The sequence below is a fragment of the Rhodococcus sp. NPDC060176 genome (genome assembly GCF_042728675.1).
Classification (GTDB): Bacteria; Actinomycetota; Actinomycetes; order Mycobacteriales; family Mycobacteriaceae; genus Rhodococcus_F.
This window is the reverse complement of record NZ_JBHWYS010000005.1, coordinates 102,490-125,118: the sequence shown is the minus strand read 5'-3', so window position 1 is coordinate 125,118 and position 22,629 is coordinate 102,490. Positions and strand designations below refer to the sequence as shown.

Genomic DNA, 22,629 nt, shown 5'->3' with positions numbered 1-22,629 from the left:
AGCTAGGGCTTGCAGATTCGCGTGACGGCCTCGCGCACCACTTCACGGCGGCGCGCAATCTCGTCGGCGTCGACGTTCTGGTTGTCAGCCACACCGGGTGCCACCACCCAGCCGAACACGAGGCCGAACAGCATTGTGATCAAGTCCTGGGGATCCCAATGCTTCGAGATGATGCCGTCGTCCTGCGCCTTGCGGATCGTGGCCATTCGCGGAACCCAACTGGAATGTTCCTCGGCCAGCTTCTTCATCCGTGGCGCCTCACCCTGCAGTTGACCCCAGATCATCATCCGTTGAATCTGCGGTTTGCCGAGCATCGCGTCGAACAGTTCGACGGCATGCGCGGGCATGTCTTCACCGGTGAACTCGACGGACTCCATCGCCTGCTCGAAGTCGACGTCGAGCACCGCGTGGAACAACGCGACCTTGTCGCCGAAATAGGCGTAGAGGCGCTCCTTACTGGCGTTTCCGTTCTTCGCAATCCGATCGATGCGCGCACCGGCAAGCCCGTAGGTGCCGAATTCTTCTTGCGCAGCGTCGAGGATTCGCTGTTTTGTCGCGGTCACATCAGTGGGAGCCATAGTGATGATGGTAACCGAACGAACTATTTCGTTTGACTCACCCGAGAAGGCTGGAATACCTTTTTCCAATGACCACCACGTCCCACGTCGACGGCGGCACTCTGCCACCGATCCCGGCTGTCTCCGAGAATCCGAATCATCAACGTCGCTGGCTGGTGCTCTGCATCGTCGCGTTCGCTCAACTCATGGTGGTGCTCGACGGCACCATCGTCTCCATCGCCCTACCGGCGGCCCAGGAGGAACTGGGTATCAGCGACCTGGACCGCGCGTGGGTGGTCACGTCGTACGCCTTGGCGTTCGGTGCGCTGTTGCTCCTCGGCGGCCGAATCGCCGACTACTGGGGCCGCAAGCGCTCCTTCATCGTCGGCATGGCGGGCTTCGCGGTTGCCTCCGGCATCGGCGGCATCGCGCAGAGCGGTATCGAACTGTTCATCGCCCGCGCCGGCCAGGGCGTCTTCGCAGCACTACTCGCGCCCGCAGCACTCTCGATGCTCACCACCACCTTTATCGGAGAGAAGGAGCGCGCCAAGGCTTTTGCCGTTTACGGCGCGATCTCCGGCGGTGGCGCTGCCATCGGCCTGCTCCTCGGCGGAGTGCTGACGCAGTACGTCGACTGGCGCTGGTGCCTGCTCGTCAACATCCCGATCGCGCTGATCGCCATCGCTGCGGCCGTCCCGATCGTCAAGGAAACCAAGGCACACGGCGACACGAGCTACGACCTTCCCGGTGCGATTCTCATCGCACTCGGCCTCGGTTCACTGGTGTACGGGTTCACGCGCGCCGAGCACGGCTGGGGTCAGGCGGACACTTTGCTGTTCATCGCACTGGGCCTGGTCTTCCTCGCGATCTTCGTGGTCGTCGAGAGCCGCAGCAAGAATCCGCTTCTGCCGCTGAGTGTTCCGTGGCATCGTGATCGCGGCGCCGCTCTGATCGGCTCCATGTTGGTGGGCGCTGCCCTGCTCGGCGGCACGTTGTACCTGACGTTCTACCTACAGATCGTGCTCGGATTCAGCCCGGTCATGGCCGGCGTCGGATCATTGCCGATGGCGTTCTTCATCGTCTTGGCGTCGACCATCGCAGCGCAGTTGTCCACCAAGATCGGCCCCAAGCCGCTCATGGTCGCCGGCCCACTGGTGGCAGCGGTAGGACTGCTCATGCTGACCCAGATCGAGGTACACAGCTCCTACTGGACGCACGTGTTCCCCGGCCTCGCGATCTTCGGCTTCGGACTCGGCCTGCTGATGGTGCCGATGCAGAACCTCGCACTGATCGGCGTTCCCGACCACGACGCCGGCGCTGCCAGTGCCCTGGTCAACGCCACCCTGCAGATCGGCGGCGCGCTCGGCACCGCACTGTTCACCACGATCTACGCTTCGGCGAAGTCCGCCTTCAGTGCAGACAACGCAATGCCGACGCCGCCCGAAGGCATGCCCGTCGACATGTCGAACGCGACCATCCCGACCGGCGACCAATTGGCACTACTCCCCCAGCCGGTGCAGGACTTCGTCGCCTCGATGACGGACTACTTCTTCGGCGCCGAGGTATCCGGATACTCTGCCGCATTCGGTTGGGCGGCGATCCTGTTGGCGATCATCGCACCGGTCGTGCTGGTTCTGGTCCGCGCCAAGAAGGGTGATCTGCCCGCCGAGGGTGCAGTCCACATGGGGTAGACCCCTGTGCGCCTTTATTAACCGCCCGCGGTTAATAAAGGCGCACAGCAGGTTAGGCCTGCTTCAACACCTCAGCCACCGGAGTGCTGCTGCGGCCGATCAACTTCTGCAGGTCACCAGACTCGGTGTCCAACGCTCCCTTGGCAATTGCAGCATCGGAATCCGCGAGAATCTCTGCGACCGGGGCAGGCAGGCCGACGCTCTCGAGAATCCCCTTGTATGCGTCCTCGCTCACGAACTGGTACGCGACAGGCTTGCCGGCAAACTCGCTGATCTTCTCGGCCAATTCGGCGTAGGTGAGCCTCTCGTCACCGCCCAACTCGTACACTGCGCCTTCGTGGCCATCGGTGGTCGCGACTACTGCTGCGGCGTCGGCGTAATCCGCACGCGCCGCAGCCGCGATCTTGCCTTCCGCTCCCGCACCGACCAGTGCGCCGCGTTCGATCACACCGGCCAGGTCGTTGGTGAAGTTCTCCCAGTACCAACCGTTGCGCAGCAGCGCGAACGGAATACCGCTCCGAGTGAGCACGTCCTCGGTCGCCTTGTGCTCGGCAGCAAGCTTCATCGGCGTGTCCTGAGCATTCAAGATGCTCGTGTAGGCGATGAATCCGACGCCGGCAGCCTTCGCCGCGTCGATGATGTTGGTGTGTTGCGCGAGCCGTGACCCCACTTCACTTCCCGAGATCAGCACCAGCTTGTCGACGCCCGCCAATGCGGTTTCCAATGCCGAGGCATCGGCGTAGTCCGCTTGGCGTACAACTACTCCGCGCGCCGCGAGGCTTTCCGCCTTCTGCGGATTGCGGACCACCGCGACGATGTCGGATGCGGCGGTACCCCGCTCGATCAGCGACTCGACAACAAGTTGTCCGAGGTTTCCGGTTGCGCCGGTGACTGCGATGCTCATGCGAACTCCCGATCCAGGTTGAAATGCAAATGCGTTCTGCAACCATCATGCACTTATTTTTCGTAAGTGCAACACTTTGAGTTAGCGCTATGGGATCGTGCAGTAGTAACCTGCGTACATGACCAGCACCGACTCACCTTCATGTGCTGCCCGGACTCCTGATCCGAATGCCGACGTCGTGGACCCCACGCTCGAGGCTGACGTCTTCGCTCGCGGATGCAACTCTCGGGCTGCATTGCAGAATGCAACCGGACGCTGGGGCGCACTCGCGCTGGCGGCATTGAACGAGGGCCCGTACCGGTTCAGTGCCCTGCGCCGACGCGTCGACGGAGTCAGCGAGCGCATGCTCTCGCAGACCCTGCAAACACTCGAGCGGGATGGCCTCGTGCACCGTGAGGTACTCGAAACCATCCCACCCAAAGTGGAATACAGCCTGACCGAACTCGGCGCCGACGTCGCCGCCAAGATCACGGCCCTGATCGAACTACTCGAATCGCAGGTGCCGAAAATCGTTGCGTCACAAGCGTCGTACGACGCCCGGAATCAGCTCAACTTGTCCGAGAGCTGAGCGATGAACTCGTCGAATGCGTAGGGAACGCTCAGCACCGTCGGAGCGGACGTAGCCATCGCGTAGTCCATTCCGACCAGACGAACCAGACGGCCGTTCGACACCGAGGTCATGTTCGCGAACGGACCGAAGGACATGAGCTTGTCCAGGTTGGTGCCGTCGGCGTCGACGAGAATGAAGACGTCGGCGTCGAGTGTGTCGATCGATTCCATGCCCACGGACACCGAACTGTCGCCGGAAGTGCACACTGCGTCGACACCGGGCGAGGTCTTCACCCCGAGCTGGCCGAGAAGACGGATCCGCGGGTCGGTGCCGCAGAAGACGATCAGGCCCTCGTCGGTCCGCATTGCATACGTGGCGGTCTTGCCCTGGAACTGCGGGTGATCAGCGGCCTGCTTCTCGAAGTACGCCCCGGTCTCGTCGATCAGCGTCTGAGCCTGCGCCGGCTGTCCGAGCGCTGCGCCGATCATGCTCATCTGCTTGTCCCACGCCGTATCCCACGGCTGGTCGGGGAACGCGACGGTCGGCGCGATGTCACTGAGGCGCTTGTACTCGCCCTCGTCGATGCCGGAGTAGACGGCGAGGATCACGTCGGGATCGAGCCCGAGGATCTGCTCGAACGGGATATCGGGATTGGTCGTCATGAGAACAGGCTTGGCACCGTTCAGACGCGAAGCGTCCCAGGGCAGGATGTTGTTCTCGATGCCGTCGCCGGAGAAGCTCTCCATGGCGACCGGAACCTTGTTCAGGGCGATCACCGAATCCTGGCCACTCCATCCGATGGTCACGATGCGCATAGGCTCCGCGTCGATCGTCGTCGAACCGTAGGCGTGGTCGACGGTCACGGGGAACGCCCCCGCCTCGGCGGCACCCGAAGCTTCGGCGTCCGATCCGGAGTCACCTGAGGTTCCACAGGCGGAGAGCGTCAGCGCGACGCAAGCCGCGAGCAGTACGGAACGAGTTTTCATGAGTGGTCCTTCGAAAGCCGGATGGTCGACTCGGGACGCTAATGCGTTGCGCGCCTACACCCCGACTCGAAGGCCTCAGATGGCGCTTTCGCAACACAACTCGACACAAAAGACGAAAAACCCCGTGTGCCTTTCCGGTAGTGCGAACTACCGAAAAGGCGCACGGGGCCGAAGGCCCTGCCGTCAGAAGTTGATCATGTGGCCTGCGAGGCCGTGGATCGCTTCCTGCAGTGCCTCACTGAGTGTGGGGTGGGTGTGGACGTTGCGTGCCAACTCGTTGACCGTGAGGTCCCACTTCTGGGCCAAGGTCAGCTCGGGCAGCAGTTCCGACACGTCCGGTCCGATGAGGTGCCCGCCGAGCAGTTCGCCGTACTTCTTGTCGGCGATCAGCTTGACGAAACCGGTCGGGTCACCGAGACCGTGTGCCTTGCCGTTGGCGGCGAACGGGAAGTTCGCGACCTTGACGTCGTAGCCCTCGGCCTTGGCCTGCTCCTCGGTCAACCCGAACGAGGCGACCTGCGGCTGGCAGAACGTCGCACGCGGCATCATGCGGTAGTCACCGAGTGTCTGCGTCTCGGCGCCGCCGATGGTCTCGGCAGCGACGACAGCCTGAGCTTCCGCGACGTGCGCGAGCTGCAGCTTGGCGGTGACGTCACCGATCGCGAAGATGTGCGGGACGTTGGTGCGCATGTAGTCGTCGATCGCGATGGCGCCGCGATCGGTCAACGCGACACCGGTGTTCTCGAGACCGAAGCCCTCCACGCGCGGTGCGAAGCCGACGGACTGCAGAACCTTGTCGACGACGACGGTCTCGATCTCGCCGGACTTGTTGTCCTTGATGGAGACGGTGACCTTGCTGCCGTCGTCGCTGATGGACTGCACAGCGGCACCGGTCTTGATGGTGACGCCGAGCTTCTTGTACTGCTTGGCGATTTCCTTCGAGACGTCGGCGTCCTCGTTGGGCAGTGCCCGATCGAGGAACTCGACGATCGTGACGTCGACGCCGTAGTTCTTGAGGACGTAACCGAACTCCATGCCGATCGCGCCGGCACCGACGATGAGGATCGAACCCGGAAGGTCACGGGTGAGGATCTGCTCTTCGTAGGTCACGACGTTCTCGCTCAGCGAGGTGCCGGGCAGCAGCTTGGTGTACGAACCGGTCGCGATGATCGCGTTGTCGAACGTGATCGTCTCGGTGCCACCCTTGCTCAGCTCCACGCTGATGGTGTTGGCGTCGACGAACGTGCCCTTGCCGTCGTACTCCGGGATCTTGTTCTTCTTCATCAAGAAGTGAATGCCCTTGACTCGCCCGTCCGCGACCTTGCGGCTGCGATCGAAAGCGGAGCCGAAATCGAAGGACACGTCTCCGGACATGCCGAACGTCTTCGCTTCTTTCGTGAAGATATGCGCGAGTTCGGCGTTACGGAGAAGCGCCTTGGACGGAATGCAGCCGACATTCAGGCATACACCGCCCCAGTACTTCTGCTCGATGATGGCGGTGCTCAGGCCCAGTTGTGCCGCGCGGATAGCAGCGACGTACCCACCGGGGCCGGCTCCGAGGACAACGACGTCATAGTGTGAGGTCACGATTCACCAGGGTAGTCCTGCATCGTTTCGCTGTCCCCAGATGGTCGCATTACCCGTCGGTAGCCCACACTTCTCGGGCAACTCGGGCGAAATTTCCGCCGTACACGGCCTCGATCGACGGCTCGTCGAAGCCCCGCTCACGCAATACCTGATCAAGTGTCAGCACGTCCTCCGGAGGAGTCCACTGCAGTGGCCCCCACGCGGTGTACGCCTCGGAGAACGACGACGGGTTCTGCTCGATCTCTTCGCGGAAGTCGTCGGCGTCGAAGGAGAAGTCGGAGCCGATCCCGACATGATCGATGCCGACGAGTCCCACAGCCTCTTCGATGTGGTCGGCCATCGCGGACAGCCGAGCCTGGTCGTCATCCGGTCCGTTGACGCCGAGGAAAATGCCGACGCCGTTGATCCCGATGACGCCGCCGGTCTCCGCACACGCTCTGGCCTGATCGTCGGTGATGTTGCGCGGATGCTCCCACAACCTTCGGAGGTTCGAGTGGCTGTAGATCATTGCTCGCTGGGTGATAGCTGAGATGTCCAAACCTGTCTGCACCGAACAGTGAGAGCCGTCGACCGTCATTCCGACGCGATTCATCTCGGCAACCAGGTCACGGCCGTATCCACTCAACCCCGTGTCCGCCAGGTCCAAGCAGCCGCAGCCGGCAGCGTTCATGTAGTTATACGTCGGCAACATCGAGCGGACTCCGAGGTCGTAGAAGTACGAGACGTTGGCCAGGTCTCCCTCCAGCGGATTCGAGTCCTCCAGGTCAAAGGCCAGGGCGATTCCGCCGGACTCCTGAATCTCGAGGACGCCGTCGACGGTGAAGACAGGGGTTATCTCCGGGAACTCGACCCGCGCCTGCCACGCGAAACTCTTGGCGATTGCCGTCGAGTCCGCGCGAGTCTGCGGCGAGTAACCGACGTTCACCGAAACGTAACTCCCCGCTGGGCGCTGATATCGGAGAAGATCTTCGACAGACGCGTTCGACTGCAGAGGTAGGCAACAATGTTGTTCCCATAGTGGATATGTCCGGTTCACTCACTAATCCCGTCGATGATCAGGGAAATTCACCTGAAACTGGTCGTACGTTCAGCAAATCTCTGGTTCACTGGCGGATAACGCACCGATGCGGTAGAACTTACAAGACTCACACGCCCTGTACCTATCGACAGAGCATGTACCCAGCATGAATTCCCGTACGGGAACAGCAACAAAGGACCGTTCACTCCTGGGCGGATTCGAAGGAATTTTAGGTGGAGGTTTCTGAACGTATGCGTGCTCGCACTTTCAAGCGTGGCCGTCTGGTCGCCGCTGTAGCCGCAGTATCCGTGCTGCCGATGCTGATCAGCCCTGCAGTGTCGTCCGCAGGCGGAGATCCGTCGACCACCACGGCAACTGTTGCCAAGGCAAACACAACGGGTTCCAAGCTCTCGAGCCGCACGGACAACGGGCGCATCGCCACCATCAAGGTGTACTCCCCTTCCATGGGACGCGATATTCCGCTCGAGGTCATCCTCCCGGCAGACGGCAGCGAACCCCGCCCGACCCTCTACCTGCTCAACGGTGCAGGCGGCGGCGAAGACCGGGCGACGTGGCAGCGTCAGACCGACGTCAACGAGTTCTTCGCTGACAAGAACGTCAACGTCGTCACCCCGCTCGAAGGTGCATTCAGCTACTACACCGACTGGGTGAACGACGACCCGTCCCTCGGCCGTCAGAAGTGGCAGACGTTCCTGACCCAGGAACTCCCGCCCGTCATCGACGCCGAGTTCAACACCAACGGCGTCCAGTCGATCTCCGCGATCTCGATGACCGCGACCTCGGTCCTCAACCTCGCCATCGCAGCTCCGGGCCTCTACAAGGGCGTCGGTGCATACAGCGGATGCGCCGAGACCAGCACACCGGTCGGCCAGTCCTCCATCGAACTGGTTGTGGGCATGCGCGGCGACGCTGACGTGACCAACATGTGGGGCCCCCTCGACGGCCAGGGCTGGATCGACAACGACCCCGTCGTCAACGCCGAGAAGCTCCGCGGCACCGAACTCTTCATCTCCACCGGCTCCGGACTCCCCGGCCCGCACGACACCCTGAACAACGAGGCGATCAACGGACAGGTCGGCACACTCGCCAACCAGGTGATCGTCGGCGGCATCATCGAGGCAGCAGTCAACTACTGCACCCACAACCTCGCCTACCGCCTCAACGATCTCAAGATCCCGGCCACCTTCGACTTCAAGCCGACCGGCACCCACTCGTGGGGCTACTGGGAAGACGATCTCCACAACTCCTGGCCGATGCTCGCTCGCTCGATGGGCATCTGACCCAAATCGTTTCAGCTCGACCCCGCTCCCCGCACTTCCGGGAGCGGGGTCGAGTTCTTTTCAGGGCCAGTTCGAGGGTTAATTCGAGGGTTATTTCGGGGGCCAATTCAATTGTCAGGCAAGCAAATCGCGTCACTTTCTGCGCCCGCTCTGCTTTACTGACACATAACAAAAGTGAACCTGTTCCAGTAAGGGCTCACAGGCACTTCGATCCGCTCCGGATCCGAAGACATTCAGGTGGAGGATCCGAACGTATGCGTGCTCGAATTTTCAAGCGTGGCAGTGTGATCGCAGCTCTCGCAGTGGCCACGGTGCTGCCGATGCTGGTCAGTCCGGCGACGGCATCTGCGGGCGGTGACACGTCCGGATCGCACGTCGTGAGCAACACCAAGACCGGCGACCGCAAGGTCACCATCTCGGTCTTCTCCCCGGCGATGGATCGCAACATCCCGCTCGAGGTCATCCTCCCAGCGGATGGCAGCGAACCCCGCCCGACGCTCTACCTGCTCAACGGTGCAGGCGGCGGCGAGGACTCGGCGACCTGGCAACGCAAGACCGACGTCATGAACTTCTTCCAGGACAAGAACGTCAACGTCGTGACTCCACTCGAAGGCGCATTCAGCTACTACACCGACTGGGTGAACGACGATCCGGTTCTCGGTCATCAGAAGTGGCAGACGTTCCTGACCCAGGAACTCCCGCCCGTCATCGACGCCGAGTTCAACACCAACAAGGTCCAGTCGATCTCCGCCATCTCCATGACCGCGACCTCGGTCCTCAACCTCGCCATCGCAGCTCCCGGCCTCTACAAGGGCGTCGGCGCGTACAGCGGATGCGCCGAGACCAGTACTCCCGTCGGTCAGAGTGCGATCGAACTTGTCACAGGTACCCGCGGTGGAGCCGACATCACCAACATGTGGGGCCCGCTCGACGGACAGGGCTGGAAGGACAACGATCCGGTCCTCAACGCCGAGAAGCTCCGCGGCACCGAGCTCTACGTCTCCACCGGCTCGGGACTCCCCGGCCCACACGACACTCTCGCCAATCCCGCGATCAACGGTCAGGTCGGTGCGCTCGCCAACCAGGCGATCGTCGGCGGCATCATCGAAGCAGCAGTCAACTACTGCACCCACAACCTCGCCTACCGTCTCAACGACCTGAAGATCCCGGCCACCTTCGACTTCAAGCCGACCGGCACCCACTCGTGGGGCTACTGGCAGGACGATCTCCACAACTCCTGGCCGATGCTCGCTCGCTCCCTGGGCGTCTGACCCGATTCGTTCTCACTCGACCCCGCTCCAGTGTTTCGGGAGCGGGGTCGAGTGCTGTCGGGAGCGAGCAGTAAGAATGGACGTATGACTTCCGATCAGCAGCCCACCACCGGCGACGACCCCTACCTCTGGCTCGAAGACGTGACCGGTGAGTCTGCACTCGATTGGGTCCGTCAGCACAATGCCGTGACCGAGGAGCAGCTCACCGAGAACGAGCGCTTCGATCGACTCCAGAGCGACGTGCGCGAGATCCTCGATACCGACGCGCGAATCCCCTACGTCCGCCGTCGAGGTGAGTTCCTCTACAACTTCTGGCGCGACAGCACCCACGTTCGCGGATTGTGGCGACGCACGACGTTCGATCAGTACGTCACCGACGACCCGGAATGGGACGTCCTGGTCGACCTCGACGCCCTGGCCGAGGCCGAGGGCGAGAACTGGGTCTGGAAGGGCACGCAACTTCTACGGCCACACCGCAACCGTGCATTGATCAGCCTCTCCCGCGGTGGGGCAGACGCGGCGGTCGTTCGCGAGTTCGACATCGACAAGCGCGAGTTCCTCGCTCCCGAGGGCGAGAATCCCGGCTTCTACCTTCCCGAGGCCAAGACCGACATCGACTGGATCGACATCGATACCGTCTACGTCGGAACGGATATCGGCCCGGGGTCGCTCACCGATTCCGGATATCCCCGTCTGGCCCAGCGGTGGAAGCGCGGCACTCCCCTCTCCAGCGCCGAGACCGTCTACGAGGGCCAGGCCACGGACGTGGCCATCTCGGCTTCGCACGATCCGACGCCCGGGTTCGAACGGGACTTCGTCACTCGCTCGGTCGATTTCTACAACTCTCAGCATTTCGAAGTTCGCCCCGACGGTGAACTGGTGCTCGTGGACGTCCCCGAGGACGCCGGGATCTCGATTCACCACGAGTGGTTGTTGATCCGCACCAAGTCCGTGTGGGCCGTCGAGGACACCGAATATCCGACCGGCGCACTGCTTGCCATCCGTTACGACGATTTCCTTGCCGGCTCACGAGCACTGACATCGATCTTCGAACCCGACGCACATTCCTCGCTCGAGCACTACACCTGGACACGCGATCATCTGATTCTGGTGGTCCTGACCGACGTGCGCACGACGCTGCGAATCCTGACGCCGGGCGAAAACGGCTGGGAGGATCGACCTTTCGAAGGGCTTCCAGAACTGACCAGTATCGAAATTCTCGACACCGACCCCGATGTCAGCAATGAATACTTCGTCAACTCGAGCGGATACACCTCCCCTGCAACTCTTTTGCACGGCGTGATCGGCGAAACCGAACCCACTGCCCTCAAGCAGGCTCCCGCGTTCTTCGACGCCGAGGGCATCACCACGGAGCAGTTCTTCGCCACCTCTGCCGATGGCACCCAAGTTCCGTACTTCGTGGTGCGTAGTCCGCGTAGCGAGCCAGGCCCTACCCTGCTCTACGGGTACGGCGGATTCGAGATCTCGCTGACACCGTCGTACAGCGGTTCTCTGGGCCGTGCCTGGCTGACGCAGGGCGGCACCTATGTGGTTGCGAACATTCGTGGTGGCGGCGAGTACGGACCCGGTTGGCACACACAGGTTCTCAAGGCCGGTCGCCACAAGGTGCACGAAGACTTCGCTGCCGTCGCGAGAGACCTCGTCGATCGCGGAATCACGACCCCGGAACTTCTGGCAGCTCAGGGCGGAAGCAACGGCGGCCTGCTGATGGGCATCATGCTGACCAAGTACCCCGAACTCTTCGGCGCCATCGTCTGCCAGGTCCCGCTGCTGGACATGCGCCGATTCCATCTCCTGCTGGCCGGCGCGTCCTGGATGGCCGAATACGGTGACCCCGATGTCCCGGAGGAGTGGGCATTCATCTCGGAGTACTCGCCGTATCAGAACATCGACGCCGCCGCGTCGTACCCACCGATCCTGATCGCGACGTCCACCCGCGACGACCGCGTCCACCCCGCGCATGCCCGCAAGATGGCCGCACGGCTGGAAGAGCTGGGCAAGCCGGTGCTGTATTTCGAGAACATCGAGGGTGGCCACGGCGGCGCCGCGGACAATGCTCAGCTGGCCTTCAAGACTGCGCTGACCTACGAGTTCCTCTGGCAGAAACTCGGCTGATCTTTCAGCGGTCGCGCAACCACGCGACGACGCGCTCGCTCACAGCGGTGGGATTGCGTATCCAACCGTTGTGACCGAGTGGTTCGTCGATGTGCGTCATCGTCACTTGGGCCCCGGAGAGCTTGTCCACCAGGTTCTTTGCCGACCGGCGTGGAGCGAGATCGTCCCCTTCGATCGTGATCGACAGAACCGGCAAGGTCAGGCGAGCGATCCGCTCCTCGTAGTCGATATCCGCACCGACGGGTTCCATGCGACCGGTCCTGGCGAACCGGGCCCAATCGGTGATCAGTACCTTCGACTGTCGACCGAAGCCGCCCACGTTGACCCGGTCTCCCGGCCAGAAACCAGCGATGTTGGCCGTCACCGACATCGCGGACGCACCCAGATAGAGTCCGGGCGCACGGATTCCGGGGAATCCGCGGTGATACGGCGATCCGGACGCAACCAGGATCAAACCGCCGAGCCGGCCCCGAATCCTCGACGCGTACATGACCCCGATCTGGCCGCCCATGCTGTGCCCCATCAGAAATGGTGTGCTGGCCGGAAACCGCTCGCGCACCACCTCGAACGTCGCCGGACAATCGATCGAGACCAGTTCCTGATATCCGAAAGCACTCGACGCGCTCGGGCGCGGTTTGCTGTCACCTTGGCCGCGCAGTTCACCGATGGCCGCATTGAAGCCGGCTTCGACCAGGGCCTGCGCCACCGGATCGTAGAACCCGGCGGGAACTCCGAGCCCTGGCAACATCACCACCACGGGTGCGTCGTCGTTCGGTCCGGGAAACAGACGGATCGGGGTCACGGTGCCGTCGGGGAGTTGGATCGGTACGGTCTCCATTCAACTCACACTAACCACCCACGCCGCGGATGGGCAGAGCACACGCGCCGACTATTCGAGGCTGCCCACGATCAGCGGATCCGGAGTACCCACGATCTCGTAATCCTTGTTGTCGTAATCGAACTGACTGAGCACGTGACGCATCGCGTTTATCCGCGCGCGTTTCTTGTCGTTGCTCTTGATGACGGTCCACGGAGCGGTAGCGGTATCGGTGAACCGGATCATCTCTTCCTTCGCCGCCGTGTACGCATCCCACTTGTCCAGAGAAGCGATGTCCATCGGCGAAAGCTTCCACTGCCGCACCGGATCGACCTGTCTGATCGCGAACCGCGTGCGCTGCTCCAGCGGTGAAACCGAGAACCAGAACTTGATCAAGCTGATGCCGTCGTCGACGAGCATCTGCTCGAACAACGGCACCTGGCGCAGAAAACGCTCGTGCTCCTCGTCGGTGCAGAAGCCCATGACCCGCTCGACCCCGGCCCGGTTGTACCAAGACCGATCGAACATCACCAGTTCCCCGGCTGCGGGAAGGTGCTGCACATAGCGCTGGAAGTACCACTGCGTCGACTCGCGAGCCGACGGCTTCTCCAATGCGACGACGCGAGCGCCACGAGGATTGAGGTGCTCCATGAATCGTTTGATCGTTCCGCCCTTGCCGGCAGCGTCGCGTCCTTCGAACACGATGGCGTGCCGTGCGCCGGTTTCCTTCGACCAGTTCTGCAGCTTGAGGAGTTCGATCTGCAGCAGACGCTTGGACATTTCGTACTCGTCCCGAGGCATCCGTGCGTCGTACGGGTAGCCCTCCCGCCAGGTGTCGACCTCGAAACCGTCCGGCGACGTCAGCAGCACCGGATCATCGTCGTCGTTGTCGTCGACGGTGAAGGCGGCGGTGTCGGCCAGATCGACGGCGGTCGAGAGATCCGCGAAGGCGCTGAGGAACGGTCGGCGTTCTGCTAAATCGGTCACCGCCGACAAGTTAGTCTCCCGCAGCAACCGTTCGGTGACGCTGGGATGAACTACCGGGGTATGACACGGCGGCCTCAAAAGATCAGGGTGCAGATGGGGGTCGTCCCCGATGGTGCGCGGCGCCATCTCGCTTCAGAATTGAAGCATGACATTCGAAAGCAACACACCTCGCCCCTTCACCCGTTCCAACGACAAGAAAATGTTCGCCGGAGTGTGCGGCGGAATTGCAGATTACTTCGGCGCCGACGTAAATCTTGTCCGTCTACTCGCCGTTATCGCCGCTATTTGCACGGGCGGAACCGCGGCTTTGGTATATCTCGCCGCCTGGATGCTCATGCCGTTAGGTTGAGAATTCCGGCAATTGACATGGCGAGAATTACGCGCCGCCAAAAGGTATTTCGGGGCCTACGCGCCAACACGAGCAGGCCCCGAAATCAACAATCTACTTGGCGGCCTTCAACTCTCCACCGCTGAGCGCAGCGAGGGCCTCGAGACCCTTGACGGCCAGGCCACTGACGCTGCCCAACCCCTGACCGATGATCGCACCGACTGAGCCGGCAGCGTCCATGACAGATCCTTCAAGCATGACGTTCTCCTTTAGATGTTCAGTGGTTCACTTGGGACGAGCAAATGACGCCGATCAGAAAACTCAGGGAACGACAGGCGGCGCAAAGCTGAGGGTGTCGAGAGATCCGAAGATTCCACCGGCGGTGTCAGCCAGTGAACCGAAGAGGTTTGCACCGACATTGTCCAATCCGAGCAGCATTGTCAGCAAAGCCTGCATCGGTGCACCGTCCCCATTCGGACCACCGAGAATATCCATCAACGAACCCATGTTCAGCTCCTCGCGTAGGTGATTCTTTTTACCGTCGGTGACGATTATCGAACCAGTCCGGCGGTAGACACTCGACGTGTCGACAGTCACATTAATCCGCGAGATAACGACTCGACACCACTACGGACAATTACCTTAATTAGGACGAATTCGACAGAAATTTCCCGAACACAAATCGTCGATTCACCACAAGTTCCGACGCAAGTTGCTCTTTATCGTTCGACTACCTCACGATTTTGTTCAGAAACTGCCTGCAGAAGCGTCGTGAACCCCACCCGCAACAATTCGACATAGTGCTCGATATCCGGCATCGTCTCTCGCGAGACGATGACATTGAGCGTCAGAGAACCTCCACGCGCGGCAATGAGGAAGTGGCGCAGAATGTCTCCGTCGACCGGCGCCTGCCCGCCGAGAACTGCCACCGCCGGCGCACCTTCGAAAACATTGCCGTCGACCGATACCGGGACATTGCTGATCGTCGTGTTCTGAATGACCTTGTGCGAAGGGTCCAGCTTGTTGAGCCGACGCGAGAGACCGGTGAGTCTGAGCAGAGCCGCAGGCGAGGTTTCGATGCGTGTGCCGTAACGACGGACGGCTGGGTGCGCACTCCGCCCCTTTGCCATCAGCGCCGAATCCCTGATCAGTGTCAGCCGCTCGACCGGATCTTCGACGTCCGTGTGCAGATCGACCGTCAACAGCGCCAGTTGGTTGGCCGATTCCCATTCGGCTATCTGCCGCATCGATCGGGGAACCATCGCCGCCAACCCACTGGCCGACTTCTCGCCCTTCTCCGACAGGTAGGCGTCGAGAGCACCGGCGACGACGGTCAGGAAGATGTCGTTGACCGTCACGTCCGGAACGGCCGCTCGGATCGCTTTGATGTCTGCGCCGTCCAGCGTCAGGAAATCGATCGTGATGTCTCCACCCAGCACGCCGTTGAATCGGGTCGGTAGGCGGTCGGCCGAGTACGTAGGTAGCTCTCCGGCCTCTTCCGCCTCCCGAACCGTCTCGGCCGCAACCTTTGTCACGGACAGACCCCGGCCGAAACGGATCGCCTGGCCGGGCAGACCCACGACCGTGCGCCCGATCAAATCCAGCGACGAAAGCCCCGAACCGGCACGCTTCGTCTCCGGTTTCGGCGGACCGGAGAACAGAAGGTTGGTCAGATCGCGGATCGCCAGACCGTCACCGGCCCCGTGGTGGGTCTTGAGCATGATCAGCGTCAGATTGCCCGGCAGCTCGTCGATCCCGTGCACGCCGGTCATGACGTGCAACTCCCAGGGCGGCCGGGACAGGTCCATCGGCTCCCCGAGCGAGCGCCCGAGCAATTCACGAACCGGCGCCCACCCGGCAACAGGGGCACGATGGACGTGCACATGATCATCGACGTCGAAATCGGCCGGGACCCAATAGGGATAATCCAGATCCAGCGGAACTCGCTGGAGTCGACTCGTGAACAGTGGCCAGTACCCGAATCTTTCGGTGATCCACCGAACCGCGTCGTCGTGCGTCATCTCTGCGAGCGGATGGCCCGTCGTGTCGAAGAAGTAGGCGCAGACCATGTGGCTCAGATGTCCGCCGGACTCGTTGTAGACGAACTCCGCGTCTCGCGGTCCCATCTGAGATACCGCGGCTGGCAACGAGTTCCGAAAGATCATGCATGCCCCTCAATTCCGACGCTGAACGAATGTCCGAATTGTAGCGAGCTGACATGCAGATCCTCTGGGTTCTGCTCGGAATCGTTGGGTATCACCGGATCCAGCAATCAGAGAAGGCGCCTGCGATTCCGATCGATCAGGAGGCAACCTCTTGGTCAGGTGAATCCGCAGTCTGCATCGCGGCTGCCGCCGCCAAATCATCGAAACTTGCTCGCAGTAGTTCGATGTAACGGTGGAGATCGGGCATGGTCGCGGTATCCGCGATGACGTTGAGGGTCAGTCCCCCACCTGCTGCGGCGACCATGAAATGCCGTAGCCCGTCGCCGTCAACCGGGGGCTGGGTTGCCAGCACGGCTGCACCCGGTGCACCGTTCAATGTCAGCCCTTCAACGGAGAGCGGAATATTGCTCACCATTGTGTGCTGGTAGCGGGGACGAGTGACATCGTGGGAATTCCTACTTCGCGCAAAAGCAATGAATCTCAGCAGGAATGCCGGCGCCGTTTCGATCGCGGCGTCCACACGGCGAGTGGCAGGGTGGGAAGTACGTACCTTCTCCGAACGCGAGGATTGCGCGATGAGTGCCAATCGTTCCAGCGGCGCCGCAACGGACGTGTGCATATCGACTGACAAGGTCACCAGTTGATTGGCAGACTGCCACTCCTCGACCTTGCGCATCGAGCGAGGCACCATTGCCACCAAGGATCCCCCTGGCGGCTCACCATTTTCTGTCAGATACCGCGACAGCGCACCACCGACGATCGCCAGGAGAACATCGTTGACAGTGGCGCCTGGAACCGCGTGTTTGACCCCACCGATTACGGCACCTGGAAGGGTTAATTGCTGCAGCGTTCCCGATCCGCTGACTTTGCCGTTGAACCTGGTAGCCGGACGTTCGTTGAGGCTCTCGACCCATTCACCGGCCGATTGGGCCGCGTTCGCACTTCGTTGAGCAGCGCGATTCCCTGGAACGCTCCGGGCGAATCTGAACATCTGGCTGGGAATGCTCGCCAACGATTCGAGGAGTACACGCACCTTCAATAGTCGAGGTACTGGAACGTGTCGGGCGGCTCGCTCTTCGCCCGAGAAGATGGATTCCCCCAACATCCGGATTGCTATCCCATCCGCTGCGCTGTGGTGGGACTTGAGCACTACGGCGGTCAGCCTCCCGTCCAGATCGTCGAGACCTTCGATTCCGTTGAAGAAGTGCAACTCCCATGGCGGACGGGTCAAGTCCATCCGGGAAGTCATCAAAGCACTCAAAGGCTTCTCGAGTGACGCCCAACCAGGCTCCGCAAGGTCTGTGACGTGTACGTGGTCACGGATGTCGAAGTCATTGACTGGCATCCAGTACGGATGATCGAGTCCGAGCGGGATACGACCTACCTTGTGGGTGAACATGCGATGGTGGCCGAGCCGTGCGGTCACCCATTCGACTGCTTGCTCGCGCGAGAACTCCGACTCAGGGCGCTGAGAAGTATCGAAGAAATACACCCCTATCAAATGCCCCAGATGGCCGTCCGCCTCGTTGTAGATGAAATCGGCATCACGCGGGCTCAACCGCGCCAACTGCACCGCAAATTTGCTGGCCAATCGCATCGACACTACCTCGTCTCACTGCATCGGTAATCGTGACCGGAACTCGAAACCGAATGATCCCCGAGGCCTACGTCAGCCTCGGGGATCATTCGGACTCGGTGGCGTATTCCAATTCAGACTCCACCAAGAATTTCCTACTTCGGATTCTGAAGCATCTTGCTTCCGGCGGAGGTGAGGCCCGCTGTGTCGATAACCCATTGCACGATCGAAGTCAGGTATCTTTCAAGCATTGTGCATTTCCTTTCATCACACTGGGAAGGACGAAAGCGCGTTCAGGTATTTCCCGATCGTGCCCACGAGATCAACCGACCCGAAACTGACGAGATCGGACAGGTACGTCAATGATCCGTTCAACATTTCTTTCTCCTCTTCGGATTAGGTGCCGGCTATGGAGCCGAGGCCGGATTGGATCGATCCGGCTGACGCAGCGGATCCTGTGACACCCAGTTCAATGAAAGAAGAGATAGCTGCGAAAACTCCCTCGATAATTCCCTTGAGAGCCGCCAAAGGCAACTGGACCGAGTTCGCGTCAATACTGCCGACCGCGTCGATCAAACTTGCTGTATCCACTGTACTTCCACACTCCTTGGAATTCGTTCGTTCGGGTTTTGAAAAGAAAAACAGCGGAGTCCATCAGATCTGCGTGGCCGTTATCCAAACACGCGGGTCTTGACGATTCCGAATTACGGCAGAGGGGGAACCTGCCACCCCAGGTCGATCGACGACATTATCGGCGCGAAAATGATGCCCGCAATGACCGACTTGATCAACCCTCCCATTTCGCCTTCGAGCACATCAGCGACCGATCCCAAACTACCCATCATTCACTCCCACTGTCAGAAAGATCCTCGGAAATTGAAACTATCGATCAGCTGAGTTCGATAGCGGATACCAACGAGCCTGTGCCGGCCTCTACGCCCGGCAGCATCGACCCGCTCCATGTGTTGCCCAGCAGATCGGTGAACAATTGCGCAGTCGCCTGGAGGAACATGACGATCATACTGATTCCCACCCTTTCGTAGGTCTTGGATTACTCATAGGACGTTTACATCGGACCGCTTGCAGTAGCCCACAAAGAACTGGTCCGAGCAGCAAAGAGAAAGATTTTGCAAACCAGGTAACCGATATTCTTCGGGGCGTACGCGCCCTTTCCGCGGCTGTGGGGTGACATCAAGGTAGTGCAGAAGAGCCCGATTTGGGGAACTTTCGGCTAAACATTTTGAAGCTTTCTGAAACCTGTTCCATTTTTGCAGGTCGCGGGCCCGAGTCGGCCACAATTTCTACTGAAATCCATCAACACACCGCACTCAATAGCTTCGGCAACGCGGCACCACACACTGCAACGTATCTGCCGACGAGTGCAATCGATCTGCCCACCAATACTTTTCGACGGCAACGCACTGCAGTCGACGCAGAGCAAAAGTACTAGTACTCGAGGAGGTACCCCTCCCGAAATACCGCCGAAAGTGCTAGCGCCCGTGTAGATCTCACAAGGAACAGATATGAACGTGCCCATGCGTCCGATCACCCCTGGGCATGCAGACCCTCCCAGCCAAATTGCCCTAGGGCGCGCTCCCACCTCACCTGAGAGCCGGAAGCGCCACATCGGTTGCGCGCACCCGATATTCAACTTCCTCCACAATATGGTTACCTTCATCCAGAAATTGAATGAAGGTAACCATTTCATTGGTATGTACTAATACTGTCGATCACCAATCTTCGTTCAGGGGTGCAGGTCCCCACCCAAATCGTTGGTTGCCAACACACTTCCGATATCGGAGTCGGAGCGAGCACTGACATCAGTAGCGAGACACATTGTCGCGGCTTTTTGCTCGAAACCAAGGAAAGTTGCGACCGACGTGAAGGTCAGGAAGTTCTTCGAATTGGCATACTTTCCTGCATCGCCATCACGGTTGATCTCCAGGTACAGATCGGCATCGTCAGTCTGATTGATCGTGATCCCGGGCTGAACGAAAGACGTTGTCGCTCCCGCTACCGCAGGCACGGTGATTCCACTCAAGAGCAGATAGGACCCCGTCGCGCTGGGCGCGAGGGTAGCGTCAACACGAGTGACGGCGGGCGTCCCTGTGTAGCCGCTTCCTGCAGTACCCACCGCGGCCGACACAAACTTGGACGTGTCGGTGATCTTGTACACCATTCGCACATTTTCAAGTCGCTTCATGGCAAAGGGGGTGGAGTTGTTGAAAATCTGCGTGCCTGGCTGCACATGAAAAGTGTTTGCCGTGGGATGCGTGACATTTTCAGTGAACGCGACCAAACTCTGGTGAACATTCGCAATTCCGGACGCTACCGGATCACCCATGCACGCCATGTTATCCGTGGTGGCAACCGTGTGAGCCGATGCGGGCGAAACTGCAGCAAGCACCAGCCCTATCGCAGCTGCGGGTATTGCGACGCTGGTAGCAATTTGACGAACAGCTGAATGACGCATCTTCTTCATCGTTCCTTCATCTCTCTCGAATTTAATTCCAGATTTCATCATGAAGTAATCCCCAATAAAAGGGATAGACGGATGAAGCAGTTGAAGGTATCAGGATATCTTCAACTACCGAAAGCATGCTTCACTCTCTCCGCAGCACACAATCACTGCTATCGAGAAGCGAGCATGTGCATCAAACATTCGAAGAAACTGAATCAGAACCGCGCGCACCGGCCTGTTCGAATTTTGACGCCCGATCCGCGTTGCCCGAAGCGTCGACTCTGGGGGCTATGCGGCATTTGCGAGCGTAGACCATACTTCTGAAACGTGTACCAGTTTTCCTGGAGCAGCTCTGAACTCCCGAATTCTCGACAACATTAGCGAAAGCAAGGGTATCCGATTAGCTAGACTTAAGTAGCAAGAAAATTCGCCGTCAAGGCCCAAAATATCCTACAAAAGTACGAACCTGAGGGCATTTATCGTGGCCTTACTACTTTTGTACGAACTTGAAATTGATCCGGAATCGGTGGACAGCCAAACAGCGCAATCGCGTCGCAGTAGTCGACAAAATGCCCGCATTCATCTCCAGACAAGCAAAAGCCCGGCCCACCAAACGGTGGGCCGGGCTCTAGGAGCTAGGTGGAGATGGACTCAGAAGTCCATGCCGCCCATGCCGCCGGTCGGATCGCCTGCGGGCGCTCCGGCCTTCTCGGGCTTGTCAGCGACAACGGCTTCGGTCGTCAGGAACAGAGCCGCGATGGACGCTGCGTTCTGCAGTGCCGAGCGGGTGACCTTGACCGGGTCGTTGATGCCTGCAGCGAGCAGGTCGCCGTACTCGTTGGTCGCAGCGTTGAGGCCGTGACCTGCGGGCAGGTTGGAGACCTTGTCCGCAACAACGCCGGGCTCGAGGCCTGCGTTGAATGCGATCTGCTTGAGCGGAGCGGACAGTGCAACGCGAACGATGTTCGCGCCGGTTGCCTCGTCACCTTCGAGCTTGAGGTCGTCCAGTGCGGGAGCTGCCTGGAGAAGTGCAACGCCACCGCCGGCGACGATGCCCTCTTCGACAGCTGCCTTTGCGTTACGCACTGCATCTTCGATGCGGTGCTTGCGCTCCTTGAGCTCGACCTCGGTAGCAGCGCCGGCCTTGATGACTGCAACGCCGCCGGCCAGCTTGGCCAGACGTTCCTGCAGCTTCTCACGGTCGTAATCCGAGTCGCTGTTCTCGATCTCGGCGCGGATCTGGCTGACACGACCGGCGATTGCGTCGGCGTCGCCGGCACCCTCGACGATGGTGGTCTCGTCCTTGGTGATGACGACCTTGCGTGCCTGGCCGAGGAGCTCGAGGCCTGCGGTCTCCAAGGAGAGTCCGACCTCTTCGCTGATGACCTCGCCACCGGTGAGGATGGCGATGTCGGCGAGCTGAGCCTTACGACGGTCACCGAAGCCGGGAGCCTTGACGGCAACAGACTTGAAGGTGCCACGGATCTTGTTGACCACGAGGGTGGAGAGAGCTTCGCCCTCGACGTCCTCGGCGATGATCAGGAGCGGCTTGCCGGACTGGATGACCTTCTCCAGCAGGGGCAGCAGGTCCTTGACCGTGGAGATCTTGGAGCTGACGAGCAGGATGTACGCGTCTTCGAGGACGGCTTCCTGACGCTCTGCATCGGTGGCGAAGTACGCCGAGATGTAGCCCTTGTCGAAGCGCATGCCCTCGGTGAGCTCGAGCTGCAGGCCGAAGGTGTTGGACTCCTCGACCGTGATGACGCCTTCCTTGCCGACCTTGTCCATAGCCTCGGCGATGAGCTCACCGATGGACGGGTCGCCGGCGGAAATACCGGCGGTAGCAGCGATCTGCTCCTTGGTGTCGATCTCCTTGGCGGTCTCGAGCAGGCGAGCTGTGACAGCCTCGACAGCCTTCTCGATGCCGCGCTTGAGGCCGAGCGGGTTCGCGCCGGCTGCGACGTTGCGCAGGCCTTCACGGACCAGAGCCTGTGCGAGAACGGTAGCGGTGGTGGTGCCGTCGCCAGCGACGTCGTCAGTCTTCTTGGCGACCTCCTTGACGAGCTCGGCGCCGATCTTCTCGTACGGGTCGTCGAGTTCGATCTCCTTGGCGATGGAAACACCATCGTTGGTGATCGTGGGGGCGCCCCACTTCTTTTCGAGAACGACGTTGCGACCCTTGGGGCCCAACGTCACCTTGACAGCGTCGGCGAGGGCGTTGAGGCCTCGCTCGAGGCCACGACGTGCCTCTTCGTCGAACGCGATGATCTTTGCCATTGCGAAGTGATCCTCCG

20 protein-coding genes are annotated in these 22,629 nt (G+C 60.7%); 6 read left to right on the top strand and 14 right to left on the bottom strand.

Annotated features, from left to right (window positions below):
• Nucleotides 1-2 precede the first annotated feature (2 nt).
• Nucleotides 3-578: a TetR family transcriptional regulator gene (locus tag ACFWEM_RS23045; protein ID WP_378447068.1), complete on the bottom strand. Its 576-nt coding sequence runs from the start codon at nucleotides 576-578 to the stop codon at nucleotides 3-5.
• Nucleotides 579-646: 68 nt separating this feature from the next.
• Here ACFWEM_RS23045 and ACFWEM_RS23040 point away from each other — a divergent pair, with 68 nt between their 5' ends.
• Nucleotides 647-2,248, top strand: a complete 1,602-nt coding sequence (locus tag ACFWEM_RS23040; RefSeq protein WP_378537411.1) for an MFS transporter — start codon at nucleotides 647-649, stop codon at nucleotides 2,246-2,248.
• Between the two features lie 52 nt (nucleotides 2,249-2,300).
• On the opposite strand, the gene ACFWEM_RS23035 is transcribed toward ACFWEM_RS23040, so the two are convergent.
• A complete protein-coding gene (locus ACFWEM_RS23035; protein ID WP_378537409.1) occupies nucleotides 2,301-3,152 on the bottom strand; it encodes an SDR family oxidoreductase in 852 nt (283 codons plus the stop codon).
• Between the two features lie 118 nt (nucleotides 3,153-3,270).
• Between ACFWEM_RS23035 and ACFWEM_RS23030 the strand changes: the two genes are divergently transcribed.
• On the top strand, nucleotides 3,271-3,720 hold the full coding sequence (locus ACFWEM_RS23030) for a winged helix-turn-helix transcriptional regulator (RefSeq protein WP_378537407.1): 450 nt from the start codon (nucleotides 3,271-3,273) through the stop codon (nucleotides 3,718-3,720).
• Here the strand turns inward: ACFWEM_RS23030 and ACFWEM_RS23025 are convergent.
• The 3 genes from ACFWEM_RS23025 to ACFWEM_RS23015 form a co-directional block, all read right to left on the bottom strand.
• Entirely contained in the window at nucleotides 3,696-4,688 is a 993-nt protein-coding gene (locus ACFWEM_RS23025) for an iron-siderophore ABC transporter substrate-binding protein (RefSeq protein WP_378537403.1), read from the bottom strand. The genes ACFWEM_RS23030 and ACFWEM_RS23025 overlap by 25 nt on opposite strands.
• A gap of 183 nt (nucleotides 4,689-4,871) precedes the next feature.
• Nucleotides 4,872-6,275 (bottom strand): dihydrolipoyl dehydrogenase, encoded by a 1,404-nt coding sequence (gene lpdA, locus ACFWEM_RS23020; protein WP_003941477.1) that lies wholly within the window; start codon nucleotides 6,273-6,275, stop codon nucleotides 4,872-4,874.
• A gap of 49 nt (nucleotides 6,276-6,324) precedes the next feature.
• Complete coding sequence (locus tag ACFWEM_RS23015; RefSeq protein ID WP_378537400.1) at nucleotides 6,325-7,311, bottom strand: dipeptidase; 987 nt, start codon at nucleotides 7,309-7,311, stop codon at nucleotides 6,325-6,327.
• Nucleotides 7,312-7,544: 233 nt separating this feature from the next.
• Between ACFWEM_RS23015 and ACFWEM_RS23010 the strand changes: the two genes are divergently transcribed.
• From ACFWEM_RS23010 to ACFWEM_RS23000, 3 genes are all read left to right on the top strand, one after another.
• Nucleotides 7,545-8,594, top strand: coding sequence for an alpha/beta hydrolase family protein (locus ACFWEM_RS23010; RefSeq protein ID WP_283569216.1), 1,050 nt, complete (start codon nucleotides 7,545-7,547; stop codon nucleotides 8,592-8,594).
• A 254-nt stretch (nucleotides 8,595-8,848) separates the two neighbouring features.
• Nucleotides 8,849-9,865: an alpha/beta hydrolase gene (locus tag ACFWEM_RS23005; RefSeq protein ID WP_378537395.1), complete on the top strand. Its 1,017-nt coding sequence runs from the start codon at nucleotides 8,849-8,851 to the stop codon at nucleotides 9,863-9,865.
• Nucleotides 9,866-9,949: 84 nt separating this feature from the next.
• Complete coding sequence (locus ACFWEM_RS23000; protein WP_378537392.1) at nucleotides 9,950-12,001, top strand: prolyl oligopeptidase family protein; 2,052 nt, start codon at nucleotides 9,950-9,952, stop codon at nucleotides 11,999-12,001.
• 4 nt (nucleotides 12,002-12,005) lie between these two features.
• Here the strand turns inward: ACFWEM_RS23000 and ACFWEM_RS22995 are convergent, their stop codons facing one another.
• Nucleotides 12,006-12,839, bottom strand: a complete 834-nt coding sequence (locus tag ACFWEM_RS22995; protein WP_378537389.1) for an alpha/beta fold hydrolase — start codon at nucleotides 12,837-12,839, stop codon at nucleotides 12,006-12,008.
• Nucleotides 12,840-12,890: 51 nt separating this feature from the next.
• Complete coding sequence (gene ppk2 / locus ACFWEM_RS22990) at nucleotides 12,891-13,805, bottom strand: polyphosphate kinase 2 (RefSeq protein WP_007733731.1); 915 nt, start codon at nucleotides 13,803-13,805, stop codon at nucleotides 12,891-12,893.
• 145 nt (nucleotides 13,806-13,950) lie between these two features.
• Between ppk2 and ACFWEM_RS22985 the strand changes: the two genes are divergently transcribed.
• Nucleotides 13,951-14,154 carry a PspC domain-containing protein gene (locus tag ACFWEM_RS22985; protein WP_003941534.1) on the top strand — a complete coding sequence of 68 codons (204 nt, stop codon included), beginning with the start codon at nucleotides 13,951-13,953 and terminating at the stop codon, nucleotides 14,152-14,154.
• Between the two features lie 93 nt (nucleotides 14,155-14,247).
• Here ACFWEM_RS22985 and ACFWEM_RS22980 read toward each other — a convergent pair whose 3' ends face one another.
• From ACFWEM_RS22980 to groL, 7 genes are all read right to left on the bottom strand, one after another.
• Entirely contained in the window at nucleotides 14,248-14,391 is a 144-nt protein-coding gene (locus ACFWEM_RS22980; protein WP_003941503.1) for a hypothetical protein, read from the bottom strand.
• Between the two features lie 63 nt (nucleotides 14,392-14,454).
• Entirely contained in the window at nucleotides 14,455-14,730 is a 276-nt protein-coding gene (locus ACFWEM_RS22975) for a hypothetical protein (protein WP_378537387.1), read from the bottom strand.
• A gap of 122 nt (nucleotides 14,731-14,852) precedes the next feature.
• Complete coding sequence (locus ACFWEM_RS22970; RefSeq protein WP_378447059.1) at nucleotides 14,853-16,298, bottom strand: wax ester/triacylglycerol synthase domain-containing protein; 1,446 nt, start codon at nucleotides 16,296-16,298, stop codon at nucleotides 14,853-14,855.
• Nucleotides 16,299-16,434: 136 nt separating this feature from the next.
• Nucleotides 16,435-17,895, bottom strand: a complete 1,461-nt coding sequence (locus ACFWEM_RS22965) for a wax ester/triacylglycerol synthase domain-containing protein (protein WP_378537385.1) — start codon at nucleotides 17,893-17,895, stop codon at nucleotides 16,435-16,437.
• Between the two features lie 868 nt (nucleotides 17,896-18,763).
• Complete coding sequence (locus tag ACFWEM_RS22960; protein WP_378537383.1) at nucleotides 18,764-18,895, bottom strand: hypothetical protein; 132 nt, start codon at nucleotides 18,893-18,895, stop codon at nucleotides 18,764-18,766.
• 723 nt (nucleotides 18,896-19,618) lie between these two features.
• Complete coding sequence (locus tag ACFWEM_RS22955) at nucleotides 19,619-20,398, bottom strand: hypothetical protein (RefSeq protein WP_378537381.1); 780 nt, start codon at nucleotides 20,396-20,398, stop codon at nucleotides 19,619-19,621.
• Nucleotides 20,399-20,986: 588 nt separating this feature from the next.
• Nucleotides 20,987-22,612, bottom strand: a complete 1,626-nt coding sequence (gene groL / locus ACFWEM_RS22950) for a chaperonin GroEL (RefSeq protein ID WP_003941476.1) — start codon at nucleotides 22,610-22,612, stop codon at nucleotides 20,987-20,989.
• Nucleotides 22,613-22,629: the final 17 nt, after the last annotated feature.

What these genes read in the sequence shown, in the direction of transcription:
- ACFWEM_RS23010 (WP_283569216.1), top strand. Translation starts at nt 7,545, where the DNA reads ATGCGTGCTCGCACTTTCAAGCGTGGCCGTCTGGTCGCCGCTGTAGCC.
- ACFWEM_RS22960 (WP_378537383.1), bottom strand. Translation starts at nt 18,895, where the DNA reads ATGATCGTCATGTTCCTCCAGGCGACTGCGCAATTGTTCACCGATCTG.
- ACFWEM_RS23005 (WP_378537395.1), top strand. Translation starts at nt 8,849, where the DNA reads ATGCGTGCTCGAATTTTCAAGCGTGGCAGTGTGATCGCAGCTCTCGCA.
- ACFWEM_RS23040 (WP_378537411.1), top strand. Translation starts at nt 647, where the DNA reads ATGACCACCACGTCCCACGTCGACGGCGGCACTCTGCCACCGATCCCG.
- ACFWEM_RS22985 (WP_003941534.1), top strand. Translation starts at nt 13,951, where the DNA reads ATGACATTCGAAAGCAACACACCTCGCCCCTTCACCCGTTCCAACGAC.
- ACFWEM_RS22965 (WP_378537385.1), bottom strand. Translation starts at nt 17,895, where the DNA reads ATGCGATTGGCCAGCAAATTTGCGGTGCAGTTGGCGCGGTTGAGCCCG.
- ACFWEM_RS23025 (WP_378537403.1), bottom strand. Translation starts at nt 4,688, where the DNA reads ATGAAAACTCGTTCCGTACTGCTCGCGGCTTGCGTCGCGCTGACGCTC.
- groL (WP_003941476.1), bottom strand. Translation starts at nt 22,612, where the DNA reads ATGGCAAAGATCATCGCGTTCGACGAAGAGGCACGTCGTGGCCTCGAG.
- ACFWEM_RS23035 (WP_378537409.1), bottom strand. Translation starts at nt 3,152, where the DNA reads ATGAGCATCGCAGTCACCGGCGCAACCGGAAACCTCGGACAACTTGTT.
- ACFWEM_RS22955 (WP_378537381.1), bottom strand. Translation starts at nt 20,398, where the DNA reads ATGATGAAATCTGGAATTAAATTCGAGAGAGATGAAGGAACGATGAAG.
- ACFWEM_RS22970 (WP_378447059.1), bottom strand. Translation starts at nt 16,298, where the DNA reads ATGATCTTTCGGAACTCGTTGCCAGCCGCGGTATCTCAGATGGGACCG.
- ACFWEM_RS22980 (WP_003941503.1), bottom strand. Translation starts at nt 14,391, where the DNA reads ATGCTTGAAGGATCTGTCATGGACGCTGCCGGCTCAGTCGGTGCGATC.
- ACFWEM_RS23030 (WP_378537407.1), top strand. Translation starts at nt 3,271, where the DNA reads ATGACCAGCACCGACTCACCTTCATGTGCTGCCCGGACTCCTGATCCG.
- ACFWEM_RS22995 (WP_378537389.1), bottom strand. Translation starts at nt 12,839, where the DNA reads ATGGAGACCGTACCGATCCAACTCCCCGACGGCACCGTGACCCCGATC.
- ACFWEM_RS23045 (WP_378447068.1), bottom strand. Translation starts at nt 578, where the DNA reads ATGGCTCCCACTGATGTGACCGCGACAAAACAGCGAATCCTCGACGCT.
- ACFWEM_RS23000 (WP_378537392.1), top strand. Translation starts at nt 9,950, where the DNA reads ATGACTTCCGATCAGCAGCCCACCACCGGCGACGACCCCTACCTCTGG.